Below are 16,241 nucleotides of genomic sequence, written 5' to 3' on the forward strand. Positions count from 1 at the left end.
ACAAATTATGAATTGAACAGGGTTTTAACCCTGTTTTGGATTATAAATAATGCAAAAACACAAACTTTTAGAAATCTATCAACGCAGACTAACCAATCTTTCGGGTAAAAATCGTTCGCTTTGGCTTCCTAAAATCTACAAAAATTCATTTTTAGATATAAATGAATTAGATTTTTTGTTGAATAAACCTGCCTTTTCAGTTGTTGAAAGTTTGCTACATACAACCTCTAAAAAAAGTATTCCTCTTTGTCAGCTTTCAGATGCTAGAGATAGCAAAACGAATCAAATCAGCAGACAATTGAAGGGAATTGAGCGAAAGACAACGTCTATTTTTGAAGAAAGTGGTGCATTCGACTTGTATGTTGGTTTTCCGTTTGTTGAAGGAAAATTGCACGATGATACAGTTGTGCGTTGTCCACTTTTATTTTTTCCCGTAAAACTAGAAACTAAGAACAGAAAATGGCAACTTTCGCCTCGTTCTGATGCAGGAATTAGTTTTAATAAAGCTCTTTTATTGGCATATTCTCATTTTAATGAAAGTGAAATTTCAGAATTTATATTAGAAGAAAATTTCGAAGAGTTTCCGAATAACGCATTAGAATTTCTGACCCAATTATATAATTATTTAGAAAAAAGTGAACTAGAAATTAATTTTAATCAAGAAACGTTTGCTCAAAAACTGCTTCCTTTTTTCTCTCAAACCAAACAAGATGCTACAAATCTTTTCGAAACTGGTAAATTGAAACTCGTTTCTCAAGCTGTTTTGGGACTTTTTCCTCAAGCTGGTTCGTATTTGTATCAAGATTATGAAAAACTGATAAATGATGAGAAAACACCACAATTAGAAGATTTTTTTCACGGAGATTTGAAGGATTTAGATGGTTTTAATGAAATTCAATATAAAAATGATACTTTAAAAAATAATGTAACTGAAAAACATATTTCAGAAGAAGAAATTTTTGCTCCCTTTGCCCTTGATGCTTCACAAGAACAGGTTTTGAAAGCAGTCAAAAATAATAATTCGTTTGTTGTTCAAGGTCCTCCTGGAACTGGAAAATCTCAACTGATTTGTAATTTGGTAAGTGATTTTGTAGCACAAGGAAAAAAAGTTTTGGTAGTTTGTCAGAAAAGAGCAGCCTTAGATGTGGTTCAAAATCGGTTGAATGAAATTGAAATTTCGCCTTTTATAGCCCTTGTACACGATTTTAAACAAGATAGAAAAATTATTTATGAGCAAATTCAAAATCATATTCAGAATTTAGAATTATATGAAAAGCAAAATAAAAGTCTGAATGCCATTCATTTAGAACGCAATTTTCTGAAAATTAGTAGAGAAATTGATAGTCTTACCAACGAATTTGAAGAATATAGAACAGTTTTTTTTGATGAAAAAAACTGTGGAAAATCAATCAAAGAATTATATCTAAATGCTGATTTAAAGAAAGAATATACAGAATTATCACAGGTTTCTAGTTTTGTTTTTGATGATGAATTTGATTCTAGTTTTGATAATGAGCCGTCGTTGAGACTTCGCCGTCAACGAGGTATTTCTGTATCAAAATTTAAGAAAAATCTAAAAAACTACATTCGTCTTCAAAATAATTACGAGAATCCAAGCTACATTTTATCAGAGAGACAAAGTTTTGCAGGTTTTGATGAAGAAAATAAAAAAGAAATTTTAGCTCTTTTTACAGAAATTCCAAATTTCAAAAAAAGTATTGAATCAAAATTTTCGACGCTCTTAGGCAAACCGATTTCTTACGACCAAGCCAAAAAATGGACTGAAAAAGTTCCTCAATGGAAACAAGCTGTTAAGGAATTGCAAGACAAAAATTTATGGCAAATTTTTAAAGAAAGTCGTTATTATGAGTTTGAACAACCTGAATGGCTCAATGAATATATAGAAATTTCTCAAAAAGAAAATATTGCTGCTTCGTATGCAAATGCAGAAAAAAAATGGCTTTCTCAAAAAGAAAAAGATTTATTGAGTTATTTTTCTGATGGTGGAATGGAAAAGTTTTTGGAACAAAGAACTCTAAAGGAAGCTAATTTTTTAGTGCAAGAATACAAAAAACAAAAGCAGTCTTTTTTGAGAAAAGTTTGGAAACGAATGGCTGCACCAAAAGCCGAAAAATTCACAAAAGAACTATTAGAAAAGTATAGACGAAAAGATGAGATAAAAAATATTGATTGGCTACTCAAAAAAATATCAAAACGCAATAGTTTCGAACTCAAAATGATTGCGATGCAGGCTGTTGAATGGGTTTCTGAACCTCCTTCATCTATCGGACTCAAAAAAAATGAGCTTAAAAATTGGTTTATTTCGCACCGAAAAGCCTTAGATTTGAAGTTACTTTTAGTGGAACTCATAGAATACAGTCGTATTTTCTTAGAAAAAGATATTACACATCAAGATTTGAATTTGTTTTTAGAAGAATTTGTAAATCTGCTAACTGAAACAGACACAGAAGAAAAAAGATGGAAAAACTATTTGACAGAAAATCAGATTGATTCATTATTAAATGCAAATAAATCTGAAAATCAAAGTAAAAAGTTATTTGAAATAAAAAAAGTTATAGATTCAGATTTTAATAAGTTAGTAGAGTTAGATACTTTAAAAAGTAAATTTTCAGAAGCAGAATTAAAGACGATTGAAGAATTAAAGAAACATTTTTCTAAAAATGAAAATAATCAATTTAGTGAAGTTGAAGTTTTAGAGTTATTTGATAATTCTGTTCAAATCAGTTGGATAAACGAACTTGAAAATCATTTTCCTATCTTGAAAACAGTTGGTTCTCAAAATTGGAAGGAAAATGAAGAGCGTTTGAAAACTTTAGTTGCTCAAAAACAACAAATTAGTGCTGATATTTTGCGTTTAAAAATCAAAGAAAAAACTTATAAAGACATAGAATTTAATCGTTTGGGAAACCGAACAACATATAGAGATTTAGAGCATCAAGTCAAGAAAAAACGGAGTATTTGGGCATTACGTAAACTTCTATCTAATTATTCAGATGAAATTTTTAGGCTTTTGCCTTGTTGGTTGGCTTCTCCAGAAACGGTTTCGGCTATTTTTCCACTCGTTCAAAATTTTGATTTAGTAATTTTTGATGAAGCTTCTCAATGTTTTGCTGAAAAAGGAATTCCTGCACTTTATCGTGGCAAACAAAGTATTATTGCTGGTGATGAAAAACAACTTCCTCCACACGATTTGTATCAACCACGTTGGGAAGAAGATTTGGATAAACTAGATTTTGATTCAGAAATATTTGAAAATCAAAGTGAAGTGGGAATCAATGAGGAAATAGATAAAATTCAAGAAATTCAAAATTATGAAAATCCTAAACTAGCTTTAGAAGTAGATTCACTTTTAGATTTGGGTAAAAATTACTTGCCTTCTTTTGAACTGAATGGACATTATCGCAGTCGTTTTGCCGAACTGATAGCCTTTTCAAATTATCATTTTTATGGAAATCGTCTGAAAGTTGTGCCTGATTTGGGGATTATCGAAGAATATCAAGATTCTACACCCATAGAATATTTGAAAGTAAACGGAACTTGGCATCAAAATCAGAATCAAGAAGAAGCTGAAAGGGTAGTAGAATTAGTCAAAAATTTGATAAAAAATGAAGAAACTCAGAGTCAATTTAAAGCAAAATCTATCGGAATAATTACGTTTAATGCAAAACAACAAAATCTTATTCGTGATTTACTAGAGGAAAATTTAGAAACAATTCCAAAGGATTTATTTATAAAAAACATCGAAAATGTACAGGGAGATGAGCGAGATTTGATTATTTTCTCGGTAGGTTATGCGCCAAATATGGCTGGAAAATTCCGTTTGAGCTTTGGTTCGCTAAGTCAGCAAGGAGGTGAAAATCGTCTGAATGTAGCCATTAGTAGAGCTAGAGAGAAGATTTATATGATAAGTAGTATTTTTCCTCATCAGTTGCCTGTTTTGGAAACGCATAGCTTAGGCGCACAACTGTTGAAAAAATATTTATCTTTTGCGCATTCTATTTCAGAAGGAAAAAGTTGGCATCAAATCAATTTTGAAGATAATATAGAAACTTCATCAAATAAAATTACTCAAAAAATAGAACAGAGTTATTTTGCAAATCTGAAAAATACAATCATTTCAAACAATCAAAATTCAGATATTGAGTTTTCTCAAAATACATTCTCAGTAATGGATTTGGTAATGCTATCTAAAAATAATACTCAAAATAAAGAAATACTAGCAGCCATTTATACCGATGATGAACGTTATTTTGCTTCTTATTCAGCTAAAGAATTTCACGTTTATTTGCCGATGCTTTTAGAGAAGAAAGGTTGGAAAGTGAAGTTTTTTTGGTCTAAGGATTATTTTTTGGATGCACAAAATGAAAAATAGTTAATTCAAACAACTTCTAATATTTTTAGACTTTTTGAACTTTATCTAAGTAATTGAATTTGACGGATAAATTAGTGTATTTCCGAAGACTATATTATCCTTGTTGGCTACGTAGTTCTCTAACATAGTTCCACCTAAAGCACTCTTATAATCTAACTTGGATTTCTCGTTTCGCTCTTTTTGTAGAATAACAGTTTTTTCTCTTTCAATATCCCATAGTAATACTGGCATATAATAATCAAGTGCGAATAATACATTCTCTTCTGATTTCACGAAAGATAGAGCAAACCTTATGAACTTTTGCTCTTTAAAAATTACATAAGCATTTGTGTATAATGAAATGTTTTTTTCTAAATCTTGTCTTATAGTTTTTTCAATTTCAAAGAGACTTAAAGCTACAGCTTCTTTAATTACTGCATTAATTTCCATAATCGAACAATTTAACTTTTTATAAAAATAACAAAAGTAAATATATGAAATGCTGATAAAGGAAAAAATAGTTGTTCCACTACCTAAGTATAATTTTTGTCCAAACTATCCTCTTATTTCAGTAAATTTGTCCTTTTAAAGACTAGCTCATAGTTATTTTTGTTCAATAAATTTCTATACTTTTAAAATAATAAAATCTGGAAACTTCAAAAAATACTTTCACAAAACAAGAACGTCTCTCTTCTGTCAAAGATATCGAAACACTTTTTAAAAAAGGCAAATTATTGTTTGTCTTTCCTTTAAAAGTTGTTTTTATTCCCAAAAAAGTAGAAGACAAAAAAGAGGAAAACAACCAAAAAAATACTCTCCCTGCTCGTCTATTGATTTCAGTTTCGAAGCGAAATTTTAAAAAAGCTGTCGATAGAAATCGTATCAAAAGACAAATAAGGGAAGGCTATCGATTACAAAAATCAGAGTTTGATTTGTCGCATGTAGATACATTTGCCTTTATTTGTGTGGCAAAAGAACATATTGATTCAAAGTTTTTACACAAACGTATTAAAAAATTATTACAGATGTTGGAAAATGAAGGTAAAAGTAGAGTTAATAGCTAGTTTGATTGGTTATTGTTTGCATGTTAGTAATTCTTTTCAGAGTATTGTATCAAAAAGCTAGTTATATTGAAGTATCTTTAAAGAAAAGTACTTGATATTTCGTTATCCTATTCTAAAAACTAACTGTTCAATAACACATAAAATTAAATGTCTAAGAAAACATCTCTTTCTCTTTCTTCTTCTGGACAAGATTCACAGCAACTTGTAAAAGGACAAGGATTTGGAACTGCACCTGTATTTTTTACTGCTATTTCTACTATTTTGGGAGCAGTTATGTTCTTACGTTTTGGTTATGCTGTTGGAAATGTTGGACTTTTGGGTTCTATCGGAATTATTATTTTAGGACATATTGTAACTATTCCAACAGCCATGGCAATTGCCGAAATTGCAACCAATCAAAAAGTAGAAGGAGGAGGAGAATATTATATTGTCTCTCGTTCCTTCGGACTAAATATTGGCGCAACTATCGGAATTGCGCTTTATCTTTCACAAGCAATTAGTGTAGCTTTTTATATTATTGCTTTTGCTCAAGCCTTTCAGCCTGTTTTAGAATATCTTCGAACACTTCCTTATGTTATTGATAATGGGCTTTTATTTTTTGTAGAAGATAGATTGATTAGTCTTCCTGCACTTTTGTTACTTATTTTAATGGTTTCTACAAAAGGTGCTGATTTGGGCGTAAAGGCTCTTTATTTTGTTGTTGCTCTGCTTTTTATTTCTTTGATTATGTTTTTTGTAGGAACTACAAATTACGTTTATGATTATAATTCAGTCGGTTTGAGTGATTCAATTGCCAATCCAGATTCTTTCTTTAAAGTATTTGCTATTTGTTTTCCAGCGTTTACAGGAATGACGGCAGGCGTAGGCTTGTCAGGTGATTTGAAAAGCCCACGTAAATCAATTCCCCTCGGTACTCTTTCAGCTACTTTTGCAGGAATGTTTATCTATTTCTTTATCGTTTATAAATTATATGTTTCAGCAACTCCCCAAGAACTTCATACAGACCAACTTATAATGGAAAAAATTGCCCTTTGGGGACCAATGATTTTGGTAGGTTTGGCTGCTGCAACAGCCTCTTCAGCTTTGGGTTCAATTTTGGTTGCCCCCAGAACACTCCAAGCCTTAGCTAATGATGATGCGTTTCCTTCTCAAAAAATGAACAATTGGTTAGCAAAAGGAAAAGGTAAAAAAGCTGAACCGTTTAATGCTACCTTGATTACTTCTGCTTTTGCACTTATTTTTGTTATTGCTGGTGATGTTAATGCTGTGGCTGAAATTATCTCTATGTTTTTTATGGTAACGTATGGTACTATTTGTTCAATTTCGTTCTTAGAGCATTTATCTGGCGATACTTCTTACCGTCCTACTTTTCGTTCAAAATGGTATATTTCACTTCTTGGTGCATTAGCTTGTATTTTTATGATGTTTAGTATGAATCCTACTTATGCTTTTATTTCTTTGATTTCAATGGTAGTTCTACACATTGTGATGAGCCAATATCGTAAGAAAAGCACAGGAATTGTTTATCTATTTCAAGGAGCTATTTTCCAAGTCAATAGAGAATTACGAGTATTTTTGCAAAAACGTGAAGATGAAAAAACAACACAATGGAATCCTGCTATTGTTTGTCTTTCACAAGATTTTTTCCGTCGTCAGAGTGCTTTTAATATGCTGCGTTGGCTTTCGCATCGTTATGGCTTTGGAACGTATATCCATTATATTCAAGGATTTTTATCAAAAGATACTAATATTATTGCCAAAGAAACCAAAAAAGATATTATCCAAATGGCTTCCAAAACCAAAAGTAATGTCTATATAGATACACTTGTAAGTCCGTCGCTTACTTCTTCGATTGCACAAGTATTGCAATTACCTGGGGTTTCAGGACTTGAAAATAATATGTTTTTATTAGAGTTTAGTAAAAATAATCCTGAAAACCTGAAAGGAATTATTGATAATTACCCACTTATCAAAGCCACTTCCTTTGATGTATGTGTATTAGCTACCTCCGAAAGAAATTTTGGTTTCAAAAAAAGTATAAATATTTGGATTACTCGCCATAGTTTCCAAAATGCAAACTTGATGATTCTTTTGGCGTATGTAATTGTGGGGCATAGAGATTGGAAAGATGCAGATATAAAACTATTTGCTGTCTATGCTGATGCAGAAATTGAAACTGAAAGAGTAAAACTCATCGAACTTATTAAATCAGGTCGTTTGCCTATTTCAGCTACAAATGTAGAATTGATTGCACAACGAGGAAAAAGTATGAAACAAATCATTAATGAAAAATCAAAATCGGCTGACCTTACTATGATTGGACTCAATGACAAACAGGTAAAAGAAGAGGGAGAAGCTATTTTTAAAGGTTATGATACCATTTCAGATATTTTATTTGTAAATAGTCATAATCAGAAAATTATTGAATAAAAATGATATTAGTAAAAGCAATAGATAATCTTATCGATAAAATAGGCGAATTAACACAATGGTTGGCTTCTATTTTGGTGATTTTGGTTTGTGTAGACGTAATTTTACGTTATACAATTGGTTTTAGTAGTGCTTTTTTATCAGAACTAGAATGGCATATTTTTTCATTTTTCTTTCTAGTGGGTGCTGCTTATACACTTAAAGACGACAAACATGTGCGTGTAGATGTTTTTTATGCTCGTTTTTCTGAAAAGAAAAAGGCTTTAGTGAATCTTTTTGGGACACTTATTTTTCTGATTCCTTTTTGTGTTGTAGTCATAAAAGGTGGAATTCCTTATACAGAATTTGCTTTCAGACTTTCAGAAGGTTCGCCAGATCCTGGGGGATTGCCTGCTCGTTTTATTGTAAAAAGCTTTATCGTTATTGGCTTTGGACTTCTTTTTTTACAAGCTATTAGTTTAGTTTTGAAGAGTTTTTTTATCATAATCAAAAAATAAAACCCACAAATCAGTTTGTGGGTTAAATAATTATAGTAAATGAATTACGTTTGTAAAATTGTAATAAATTGTATTCATTCCGTAATCCGTAATCGATTTACTTATTAATCAATTCTTTCACTACTTTAGCAATTGTTTGTTTTTCAGCTTCTGTGCCTAATTCTTTAATGGCTGCACCCATTGCTTGTCCCATTTGTTGAGGACTAACTTCGCCCATTCCAGCCAAAATTTTCTCTACTCTTATTTTTACTTCATCTTCTGAAAGCATTTGAGGTAAGAATTTTTCAATAACTTCTAACTCTGCTTTTTCAGTTTCGGCAAGTTCTGTACGTCCTTCTTGCTCATAAAGAGCTAAAGATTCACGTCTTTGTTTGGCTTGTTTTAATAAAATATCTAATTCTTGTTGTTCTGAAAGAGATTCTGAGGTGCTTCCTTTTTCAGTTTGAGCCAATAAAATAGCTGATTTGATAGCACGAAGAGCCGTTAATTTTGTTGTTTCTTTTGCACGCATAGCGACTTTCATTTCGCTTTCTACTTTTTCTTTTAAAGTTGTCATTTTATGGGTTAATTAAATTATAAAAAATAAACTGAATCACACTTTAAAGTCAATTCAAATTAATAAACACGAATTTAATCAAAATCAATCCCTAATGACAGTTTATTTTTAAATTAGATAAAAAGACTGCAATTTCAAACTTATATTATATTTGGTTTAGGATAGGTTTTTGATTGTGTTTAAATTTTAAAAATTAAGTTTTTAAGAATAAAATTTGTATTTATATTTAATTCACTGTAAGCAGCATTATATGTCTGTAAAAAACAATTTAATATCCCCTCAATTTTATGGAAAAGAAACTACTAGAAAATCAATTTTGTACTTACTATTATGATAATACAAATAAATTTCTCACTCAGTTATGGACAAATGAAAGTGATGATATGACAGAAGATGATTACAAAAAAGAAATGCGAAACTACTTAGGTTTTGTTCAAAAACATGCTGTATCTCATGCTTTGATTAATCTTCAAGAGTTCAATTTTACTATTGTCCCTCAAGTTCAAGTTTGGGTAGATGAAAATATAGCTATTCACGCAAATAAAATCGTACAAAAAATTGCTTTTGTTTTACCACAAGATTTAATGGTAGAGTTATCGGTCGAACAAGTAATGACAGAAAATGAAGGTAAAAATTATAAAGCATTAAATTATTTCGATAATGAGAAAGTTGCCAAAAAATGGTTGTTAGATTAATTATTGAAAATTAGTAGTAAAAAAAGTAGAGTTTGGTTATTAATTCTTTAAAACAAATTTGATTTTTGTATTTTTATACAACTAGAATTTATCAATCAATCGCTATTTTTTTTTAATTATGGATACTTTTAAAATATTTTTTCGTCGTTTCTTATATGTACTTGGTTTTTTTGCCATTCTCATTTTAGGTCTTTTACTATTTTGGATGTACAAAGGGATTCCTATTATTTCTCTTGATCCCTTTAGTTATGTGCCTTCAAGTGCAATGTATATCTTAGAAACTGACGAACCTGTTGATAGTTGGGAAGAGATTAGTAGTTCTCAGCTTTGGAAACATCTACAAACACAACCTTATTTTGGCGAATTGACAAAAGATGCAGCTTCATTAGACACAATGATTCATCAAAATAGAGAAGTTTTTGACTTTCTTGGTAAAAGAAAAGTTTTGGTTTCTTCACACATTCACAAACAAGGAGATTATGATTTTTTATTTATTGTTGATTTGAAGCGAGAAATTCCATCATTTTTAGAAAAAAATATTGGAACATTTATGAGTAGTGTTGAAGATTCTTCTAAATATGAATACAAAGGAAATCGTATTTATTTAATAAAAAATACATCAGATAATTCTCAATGGGCAATTTCTATTCGCCAACATCTGCTTTTATGTTCTCAAACTCCTGCCTTGATTGAAGCTGCTTTAGATGAGCGAGAAAATCCAAATAATTTTGAAAATAACCGTCGTTTTAAAAAAGTTGTTTCAAAAACTTCCTCTAGAAATTTAGGAAACTTATTTATCAACTATGATTTGGCAGATGAATTTTTTGGTCTTTATATGGACGAATCAAATGAATATCTGAATGATATTTCAGAAGCTCTATTTTTTTCTGGACTAAATTTAGATTTGGAACAAATAGGCGACGATGACGATGAAAATGCTTCTACACTAGTTAGGATGATAGGAACGACAGGAATTAATGATTCTGTGCCTTCTCATGTACGTGCGTTGTTGCGTTCTGGAAGTAGTGATATTACGGCTGCTCGGGTTGTTCCACAGCGTTCTGCATTTTATTTTAGTGTCAATTTTGATGATTTTTTGAGCTATTATGATAAGTTTACTGAGGTTTTGCAGCGAGATGAAGAAGCCTATCAAGAATATCAAAATCAAATTAGAACTGTCGAAAGACTTTTAGATATTAGCGTTAGGGACAATTTTTTTTCTTGGATTGGTTCAGAAATGGCAGTTATTCAGAGTGAAGCAACAGAGTCGATTGATAAAAATGATGAATATGCACTTGTTTTGAAGGCAAAATCTATTTCGGAAGCAACAGCTCAATTAGAGTTTATTGGAGAAAAAATTCGTAAACGCACACCTGTAAAAGTGGTAGTTTCCGAACACAAAGGACACAAAATAAGCATGCTTGCTGTAAAGGGATTCTTCAAATTGGTAATGGGAAAATATTTTGAAAAAATTGATAAACCCTATTTTACTTTTATTGAAGATTATGTCATTTTTAGTAATAGTCCTAAAACACTCAAAAACTTGATTGATGATTATGAAATGGGACTTACTTTGGCAAAATCACCTTCTTTTCAAAATTTCTTTAAAGAATTTGAAGCTGATAATTCAAACTTTTTTGCTTACATAAATATGCCTGTTGCTCTCAAAACTCTAAAGCGTTCGATGAGTCCAGAAACTTGGAAGACAGTTCAACAAAATGCAAATTATGTGATTTCTCAACCACACTGGGGTTTTCAGCTTCGTAGAGATGAAACCAATTTTTATGATACTCGCTTAGTTACGGTTTATGAAAATCCTGAAAAGGTGAGAAATGATTATAAACTAGCACAAGAAAACCGTAAAAAACTGCTAGAACAACTCAATAGCAAGAATATTTTAGAAAAAGTGTTTGGAACAGAAGAAAAAATAGACCTTTTCGAACAGCTCCAAACTATTCCAGAATCTGAATTGATTGAATTAGATAAAGATAATGCTGAGCGTCGTTTGATTGTCAGAAGTCAAGAAGATACTCGTTACGAATATGAAGTAAAAGGAAGTATAAAAGATGGAGTTTATCGTGAATTTAAAGCTGGAAAACTTATTATTGAAGGTTATTATAAGAATGATAAGCGAGATGGAAAATGGCGTTTCTATGATAAAAATGGCAAGATAAAAGAACGAAAACGCTACAAAGAAGGAGAAGAGACTAAGTTTTCTTTATTTTGATAAAAACAAAAAACGGCAATTTTTACGAATTGCCGTTTTTTTATCATTTCACTTCTATAACTTCAACTTGATAGGTCAGTTTTGATAATTCTTCTTCTTTTACTTTTGGAACAGCCATAGTTGTACTCAAAACACGTATTTGATTGCGTTTGAGCTTAGAAGTAGAACCCGAAACACCATATCTGACTTCTGTTCCTAATAATTTTTTAGCAGAATTAAACCAACTAAATTGAAATTTGAGAAGAGAAATAGACGCATTTCCTGTATTTTCGATTTCTAAAGTGATGCGATGAAATCCATTTCCAAGTATACCCTCTGAAAAGTTGCTTTGTCTTTCTCTAAGCTGAATATCTGTATTTTGAGGTCGTTTTTGCGCCCAAGTTACTGGGATTTTTGGTGAAGGTTCATAAGTTAGTGCTTCATTTAACTCCTCTTGCTCTATCACCGAAGACGAGATTACTACTTTTGCAATATTTGGAGCTATTGTTTTTTCATATTTCATAACTTGAAATGGAATCAAATCATCTTTTCGTAATGTCAAATCTGACTCCTTTACCACCTCTTCATAGGTTGTTCTGATTATTTCTCCTTTATCATCAAAGAGTTCTAATTTTATTTTTAACTGATTAATTTCAGCATTTTTGACTAAAAAATCACCAATTAATTCTACCTTATAACTCTCATTATATTTTGTAACAAGCGCACTTTCTGTCTGCCATTCTAAGTTTTTTAGTTTTGGGTCTGTAATTTCTATAGGGATTTCATATTCATTTGCATTAAAATCTATATTTTTATTTGGAGGATAATCTGATGCTACTTTTTTTATTTCTTCATCAATATTTATATTTATTTCTTCAGTTGATTCTGCAACAGGAAATTCTTCTTGTTTGACTCTATTAGGAGAATTGAGAAAAAAGAAAGCTAAAATGCCAAATACAATAATTAAAGGAAGAATTATAAATAGATTTCTCTCAATATAAGATTTTCTTTTAGTAACTATTTGAGTGTTTATTTTTCGTGGCTTGCGCTTCAAATCCGAAATTATCTTGAGCGATTGGTTATGACTAGGATTTTGATTCAAACAAATTTTGCTATATGAAATAGCAGCTTCTTTGTCTTTTTTATCAGCATATTCTCTAAAACGCTCAAAATGTGCCTGCGCCAAAGTAGCTGTTGTATCTATCGAATTATAATCCAAAACATTGGCTTGCTCAAGCTCTGCAATGGCATCATCATAATTTTGATGTGATAAAAAACCACGTCCACGCAACAAATGAGCTTTGTAGGTTTCTTGCACAGCCTGCCAATCTGCATCTGAAAGACCAATTTGAGCAGCTATTTCTTGTTGTTCATTTTTAGAAAGAGGTTTATCTTGTCGTTTTTGCTGAACAGCTAACAATTTTTCTATAAACTCTCTTTGTCTTTGTTGGTCATTATTCATCTGTAAATTTATAGTTGGTGATTAGCTATCTTGAATATTGATTTCCTGTTTTTTTAATTTTGATATTTTAGGACTTATAAGGTACAAAATAATTCCCTTTTGCTGAAAAAAAGACAGTAAAATTTATCAAAACAAAATACACTGTTTTTCCGTGTTACTTCATACACAAACATATCAACATTTATTCATATAAGATAAAAATACGTTACTCATTATGGATTATTTAGATAAAGACTATTTAGAAAAATCTCTTTCTTACCAAGAGTACAGAACACTTGGACAAGAACTTTTAGAAAAAGCAACCACCACAAACAGAGATAATCGTCCAGAAATTTTGGAATATACAAATACCAATATGTATCGTATGAACAGGCTTGACAAGACAACAAAAGTAAACGAGAATGTCAAAAATGCTTTAGCTACTATTTCATCAAATGAAAAATATTATTGGATCGTTTTGACAGAGAGTTGGTGTGGAGATGCTGCTCAAATTGTACCTGTTATGAATAAAATTGCAGAAGAAGCAGGCGAAAAACTAGAAATTCGTTTTCCCCCTGTCCTTGCTCGGTTTTTTGTGGCTATCGCTCGTTTTTAACGAGTGATTTATATGTATTCGGCTGTAGCCGTGGTTTTTGTATTTGTTGTTCTAGCAGCACATAAACTGTGAAAAAACACCTATTTAGCTGCAACATTATATTTTTTAATACAAATATACGGCAGGAATGCCGAATACATATAAGTCACTTGGCAAAGCCAAGCTTTTAGGTTTGTAGTAGATAAAATAGATGTAATTTCTTATCTTGTATTTAAGAATTCATCTAGTAGGAAGAGAACCTATAGCCGAGCAGCAGCAGAGAGGTAGTTTTTTATAGATATTGTGATTAGATTTTTATTCTTTAATATTAGTGTTTTTTGAGAATGTAAAACCTAATTTTAAAATTGATTAATTATGAATATTTCGCTAATCTCTTTCATCGTTTGCCTTCTTTTTACCTTTTCATTCCAAATAAAAGCACAAGATACACTTTGTTATGAAGAAATAAATAGACTTCATTTTGATAGTTTATATTTATCTTTTAATGTCGCACCTTCTTACACTAATAACTATCTTTTTTATGTAGAAAGAAAGGGAGGTAGTATTTGTATAGTAAAACATAATGGACAAGATATATACAAGAGTAGTTTAATGAAAATAGAATACAATTTCTATACTGTAGGTTCTTGTAAAAATGGTAACCCCTTCATTTTACTATACGATAGTCATATAAAAGATAGGAAAGGTAAAAGTCATATAATTACATTTGATTCTTTATTAAATAAGGATAAAGAATATAGTATAGCAAAAATAAATATGTATAAATATAATGAAGAAGTATACAGATCTATCAAATATTTAGATACACTACAAGATAGTATTATATTAAATCCTTCCTTTTATGGAGGATTCATAATTAAATTCAACAAAACAACATTTTCTAATGATCTAGTATCATACCCATACGATTATGATTTTTATAATTCTGAATTTGTATCAATAAGAGGTTTGATAGGTAGAATAGAAGAAAAAAGAGTATATTATTATAAAGAGGGAATTACGTTGGACGGTATAAAGAAAGGTCTTATAAATAAAAAAACTTTGTTTATAAAAAATAGCTTTGTTTCACAACTAGATAATGGAGATATTGTATTTTTCAAGTTTTGTGATTGAGTAATTTTTTGCTCAGACTAATATATCTTGAAGAGGTTGGTAAAACTGTTTGGTATATGTTTAAAGAAATGATGTCTTTTAATCTTAGCAAAGAACTTGTAGTAGATGTATTGAAGTACTCAAACAAGAAACCAGAAGTATTTAAAAATGTGGAAGTAGAAATGAAGAAACCACAAAATATAATCTCCTGCATTAAAAACATTATCACTTCCCAACTCTATAAAAATGGCATTTTCCTTCAAATCTGAAATACGTGAAACTGAATTGGCTTGTGGGAGCATTCCACCACCGTTTCCAAAAATTTGAATGTTATTTGGATTGATAGTAGAAGGATTCAGACCTGCTGTTTGAAGGTCTTGAAAAGTAACTTTATGTACTCCATTTTTTTTCTATTTTCAACTTCAAAATTTGTCCCTCTGAAAGAACTGAATTTTGAGCGAAACCACTAAAAGCAAAGAAAAAAGTAAGAAGAAGAAAAAAGGAATACTGAATATATTTTGATGTATGAAGATTCATAAAACTTATTTTTTATATAAATTAGTAGAGCTGGAAGTATTTTGAGCTATATGATGCTGATTATCAAGTTTTTGATTGATAAAATAGTTTGTAAAGTTACGATTTTTTGGAATACTTCTTTTCTTAAAAATTTGGAAAACAAAAAGACACCTCAATTTTTTTGAAGTTTCTTTTTTATCCTCGTTGACGATTTCATTTGAATCTCAACGACGGTGGAAAATTTTACTTTTTAGAGCAACCGTCAACGAGGCGTTGCCGTCGTTGAGGATTTTTGAATATGTAAAAATCTATTTGCCATTGGTATCTCCTACTCTAACACTTCCTCCAATATTTCCAAAGTTAGAGTTGTTTATTACGTTTTTGCTATTAACAATTCTTGTCTGAACATTCGAATTTGTAGTAGGCTGATGTTCTGCTAAAAGAGCCTTGAATTTTTCTATTTCTGTTTTTAAAGCTGAAATTTCTATTTCTTCATCTTCAATAGCATTTTCTAGAACAACTTCTAATTTTGTAGCTGCTTTTTCATCTTTTGCATTCTCTTCTACAGCTTAAATAGCTGTTTTCTGATTTTTTTGCTTAAATAAACCTCCTAAGTAAGAGAAAATTTCTTTTGAACCTGTTCTTATTTTTCTATTATTATTTTACAACATAAAATCAGTATAAGTTTTTATTATAGAGTATTCAAATAAAAATAGATGACTCAAAGAAAATTAGCCAAAAAAAGCAAAGCCCTAA

The 16,241-nt window shown here is 30.4% G+C and carries 13 protein-coding genes; 8 read left to right on the forward strand and 5 right to left on the reverse strand.

The genetic code is table 11. From position 1 onward, the window contains the following. Nucleotides 1–49 precede the first annotated feature (49 nt). The gene (locus tag V9L05_RS23610) at nt 50–4,393 is read left to right on the forward strand and encodes an AAA domain-containing protein (protein WP_338815563.1); all 4,344 of its coding nucleotides are present in this window, start codon (nt 50–52) and stop codon (nt 4,391–4,393) included. Nucleotides 4,394–4,438: 45 nt separating this feature from the next. Here V9L05_RS23610 and V9L05_RS23615 read toward each other — a convergent pair whose 3' ends face one another. Next, entirely contained in the window at nt 4,439–4,822 is a 384-nt protein-coding gene (locus V9L05_RS23615) for a hypothetical protein (protein ID WP_338815564.1), read from the reverse strand. Nucleotides 4,823–5,019: 197 nt separating this feature from the next. Between V9L05_RS23615 and rnpA the strand changes: the two genes are divergently transcribed. The 3 genes from rnpA to V9L05_RS23630 all read left to right on the forward strand — a co-directional run bounded on the left by rnpA (nt 5,020) and on the right by V9L05_RS23630 (nt 8,363). Then, nucleotides 5,020–5,436, forward strand: coding sequence for a ribonuclease P protein component (rnpA, locus tag V9L05_RS23620; protein WP_338815814.1), 417 nt, complete (start codon nt 5,020–5,022; stop codon nt 5,434–5,436). Between the two features lie 147 nt (nt 5,437–5,583). Beyond that, complete coding sequence (locus tag V9L05_RS23625; RefSeq protein ID WP_338815565.1) at nt 5,584–7,866, forward strand: amino acid permease; 2,283 nt, start codon at nt 5,584–5,586, stop codon at nt 7,864–7,866. Between the two features lie 2 nt (nt 7,867–7,868). Beyond that, on the forward strand, nt 7,869–8,363 hold the full coding sequence (locus V9L05_RS23630; RefSeq protein ID WP_338790628.1) for a TRAP transporter small permease subunit: 495 nt from the start codon (nt 7,869–7,871) through the stop codon (nt 8,361–8,363). A gap of 97 nt (nt 8,364–8,460) precedes the next feature. On the opposite strand, the gene V9L05_RS23635 is transcribed toward V9L05_RS23630, so the two are convergent. Continuing rightward, on the reverse strand, nt 8,461–8,919 hold the full coding sequence (locus tag V9L05_RS23635; RefSeq protein ID WP_338815566.1) for a GatB/YqeY domain-containing protein: 459 nt from the start codon (nt 8,917–8,919) through the stop codon (nt 8,461–8,463). A 287-nt stretch (nt 8,920–9,206) separates the two neighbouring features. On the opposite strand from V9L05_RS23635, the gene V9L05_RS23640 reads away from it, so the two are divergent. Both V9L05_RS23640 and V9L05_RS23645 read left to right on the forward strand, forming a co-directional pair. Next, nucleotides 9,207–9,614, forward strand: coding sequence for a hypothetical protein (locus tag V9L05_RS23640; RefSeq protein WP_338815567.1), 408 nt, complete (start codon nt 9,207–9,209; stop codon nt 9,612–9,614). Between the two features lie 118 nt (nt 9,615–9,732). Continuing rightward, nucleotides 9,733–11,841 (forward strand): DUF3352 domain-containing protein, encoded by a 2,109-nt coding sequence (locus tag V9L05_RS23645; protein WP_338815568.1) that lies wholly within the window; start codon nt 9,733–9,735, stop codon nt 11,839–11,841. Nucleotides 11,842–11,884: 43 nt separating this feature from the next. On the opposite strand, the gene V9L05_RS23650 is transcribed toward V9L05_RS23645, so the two are convergent. After that, nucleotides 11,885–13,282, reverse strand: a complete 1,398-nt coding sequence (locus V9L05_RS23650) for a hypothetical protein (RefSeq protein ID WP_338815569.1) — start codon at nt 13,280–13,282, stop codon at nt 11,885–11,887. 214 nt (nt 13,283–13,496) lie between these two features. On the opposite strand from V9L05_RS23650, the gene V9L05_RS23655 reads away from it, so the two are divergent. Continuing rightward, nucleotides 13,497–13,877 carry a thioredoxin family protein gene (locus V9L05_RS23655; protein WP_338790634.1) on the forward strand — a complete coding sequence of 127 codons (381 nt, stop codon included), beginning with the start codon at nt 13,497–13,499 and terminating at the stop codon, nt 13,875–13,877. 354 nt (nt 13,878–14,231) lie between these two features. Further along, complete coding sequence (locus V9L05_RS23660) at nt 14,232–14,990, forward strand: hypothetical protein (RefSeq protein WP_338815570.1); 759 nt, start codon at nt 14,232–14,234, stop codon at nt 14,988–14,990. 119 nt (nt 14,991–15,109) lie between these two features. Here V9L05_RS23660 and V9L05_RS23665 read toward each other — a convergent pair whose 3' ends face one another. Then, a complete protein-coding gene (locus V9L05_RS23665; protein WP_338815571.1) occupies nt 15,110–15,271 on the reverse strand; it encodes a hypothetical protein in 162 nt (53 codons plus the stop codon). An 88-nt stretch (nt 15,272–15,359) separates the two neighbouring features. Next, entirely contained in the window at nt 15,360–15,506 is a 147-nt protein-coding gene (locus V9L05_RS23670; RefSeq protein ID WP_338815572.1) for a hypothetical protein, read from the reverse strand. Between the last annotated feature and the right edge of the window lie 735 nt (nt 15,507–16,241).

This window comes from Bernardetia sp. Wsw4-3y2 (assembly GCF_037126295.1).
Lineage (GTDB): Bacteria > Bacteroidota > Bacteroidia > Cytophagales > Bernardetiaceae > Bernardetia.

What these genes read in the sequence shown, in the direction of transcription:
- V9L05_RS23610 (WP_338815563.1), top strand. Translation starts at nt 50, where the DNA reads ATGCAAAAACACAAACTTTTAGAAATCTATCAACGCAGACTAACCAAT.
- V9L05_RS23615 (WP_338815564.1), bottom strand. Translation starts at nt 4,822, where the DNA reads ATGGAAATTAATGCAGTAATTAAAGAAGCTGTAGCTTTAAGTCTCTTT.
- V9L05_RS23625 (WP_338815565.1), top strand. Translation starts at nt 5,584, where the DNA reads ATGTCTAAGAAAACATCTCTTTCTCTTTCTTCTTCTGGACAAGATTCA.
- V9L05_RS23630 (WP_338790628.1), top strand. Translation starts at nt 7,869, where the DNA reads ATGATATTAGTAAAAGCAATAGATAATCTTATCGATAAAATAGGCGAA.
- V9L05_RS23635 (WP_338815566.1), bottom strand. Translation starts at nt 8,919, where the DNA reads ATGACAACTTTAAAAGAAAAAGTAGAAAGCGAAATGAAAGTCGCTATG.
- V9L05_RS23640 (WP_338815567.1), top strand. Translation starts at nt 9,207, where the DNA reads ATGGAAAAGAAACTACTAGAAAATCAATTTTGTACTTACTATTATGAT.
- V9L05_RS23645 (WP_338815568.1), top strand. Translation starts at nt 9,733, where the DNA reads ATGGATACTTTTAAAATATTTTTTCGTCGTTTCTTATATGTACTTGGT.
- V9L05_RS23650 (WP_338815569.1), bottom strand. Translation starts at nt 13,282, where the DNA reads ATGAATAATGACCAACAAAGACAAAGAGAGTTTATAGAAAAATTGTTA.
- V9L05_RS23655 (WP_338790634.1), top strand. Translation starts at nt 13,497, where the DNA reads ATGGATTATTTAGATAAAGACTATTTAGAAAAATCTCTTTCTTACCAA.
- V9L05_RS23660 (WP_338815570.1), top strand. Translation starts at nt 14,232, where the DNA reads ATGAATATTTCGCTAATCTCTTTCATCGTTTGCCTTCTTTTTACCTTT.
- V9L05_RS23665 (WP_338815571.1), bottom strand. Translation starts at nt 15,271, where the DNA reads ATGCTCCCACAAGCCAATTCAGTTTCACGTATTTCAGATTTGAAGGAA.
- V9L05_RS23670 (WP_338815572.1), bottom strand. Translation starts at nt 15,506, where the DNA reads ATGAATCTTCATACATCAAAATATATTCAGTATTCCTTTTTTCTTCTT.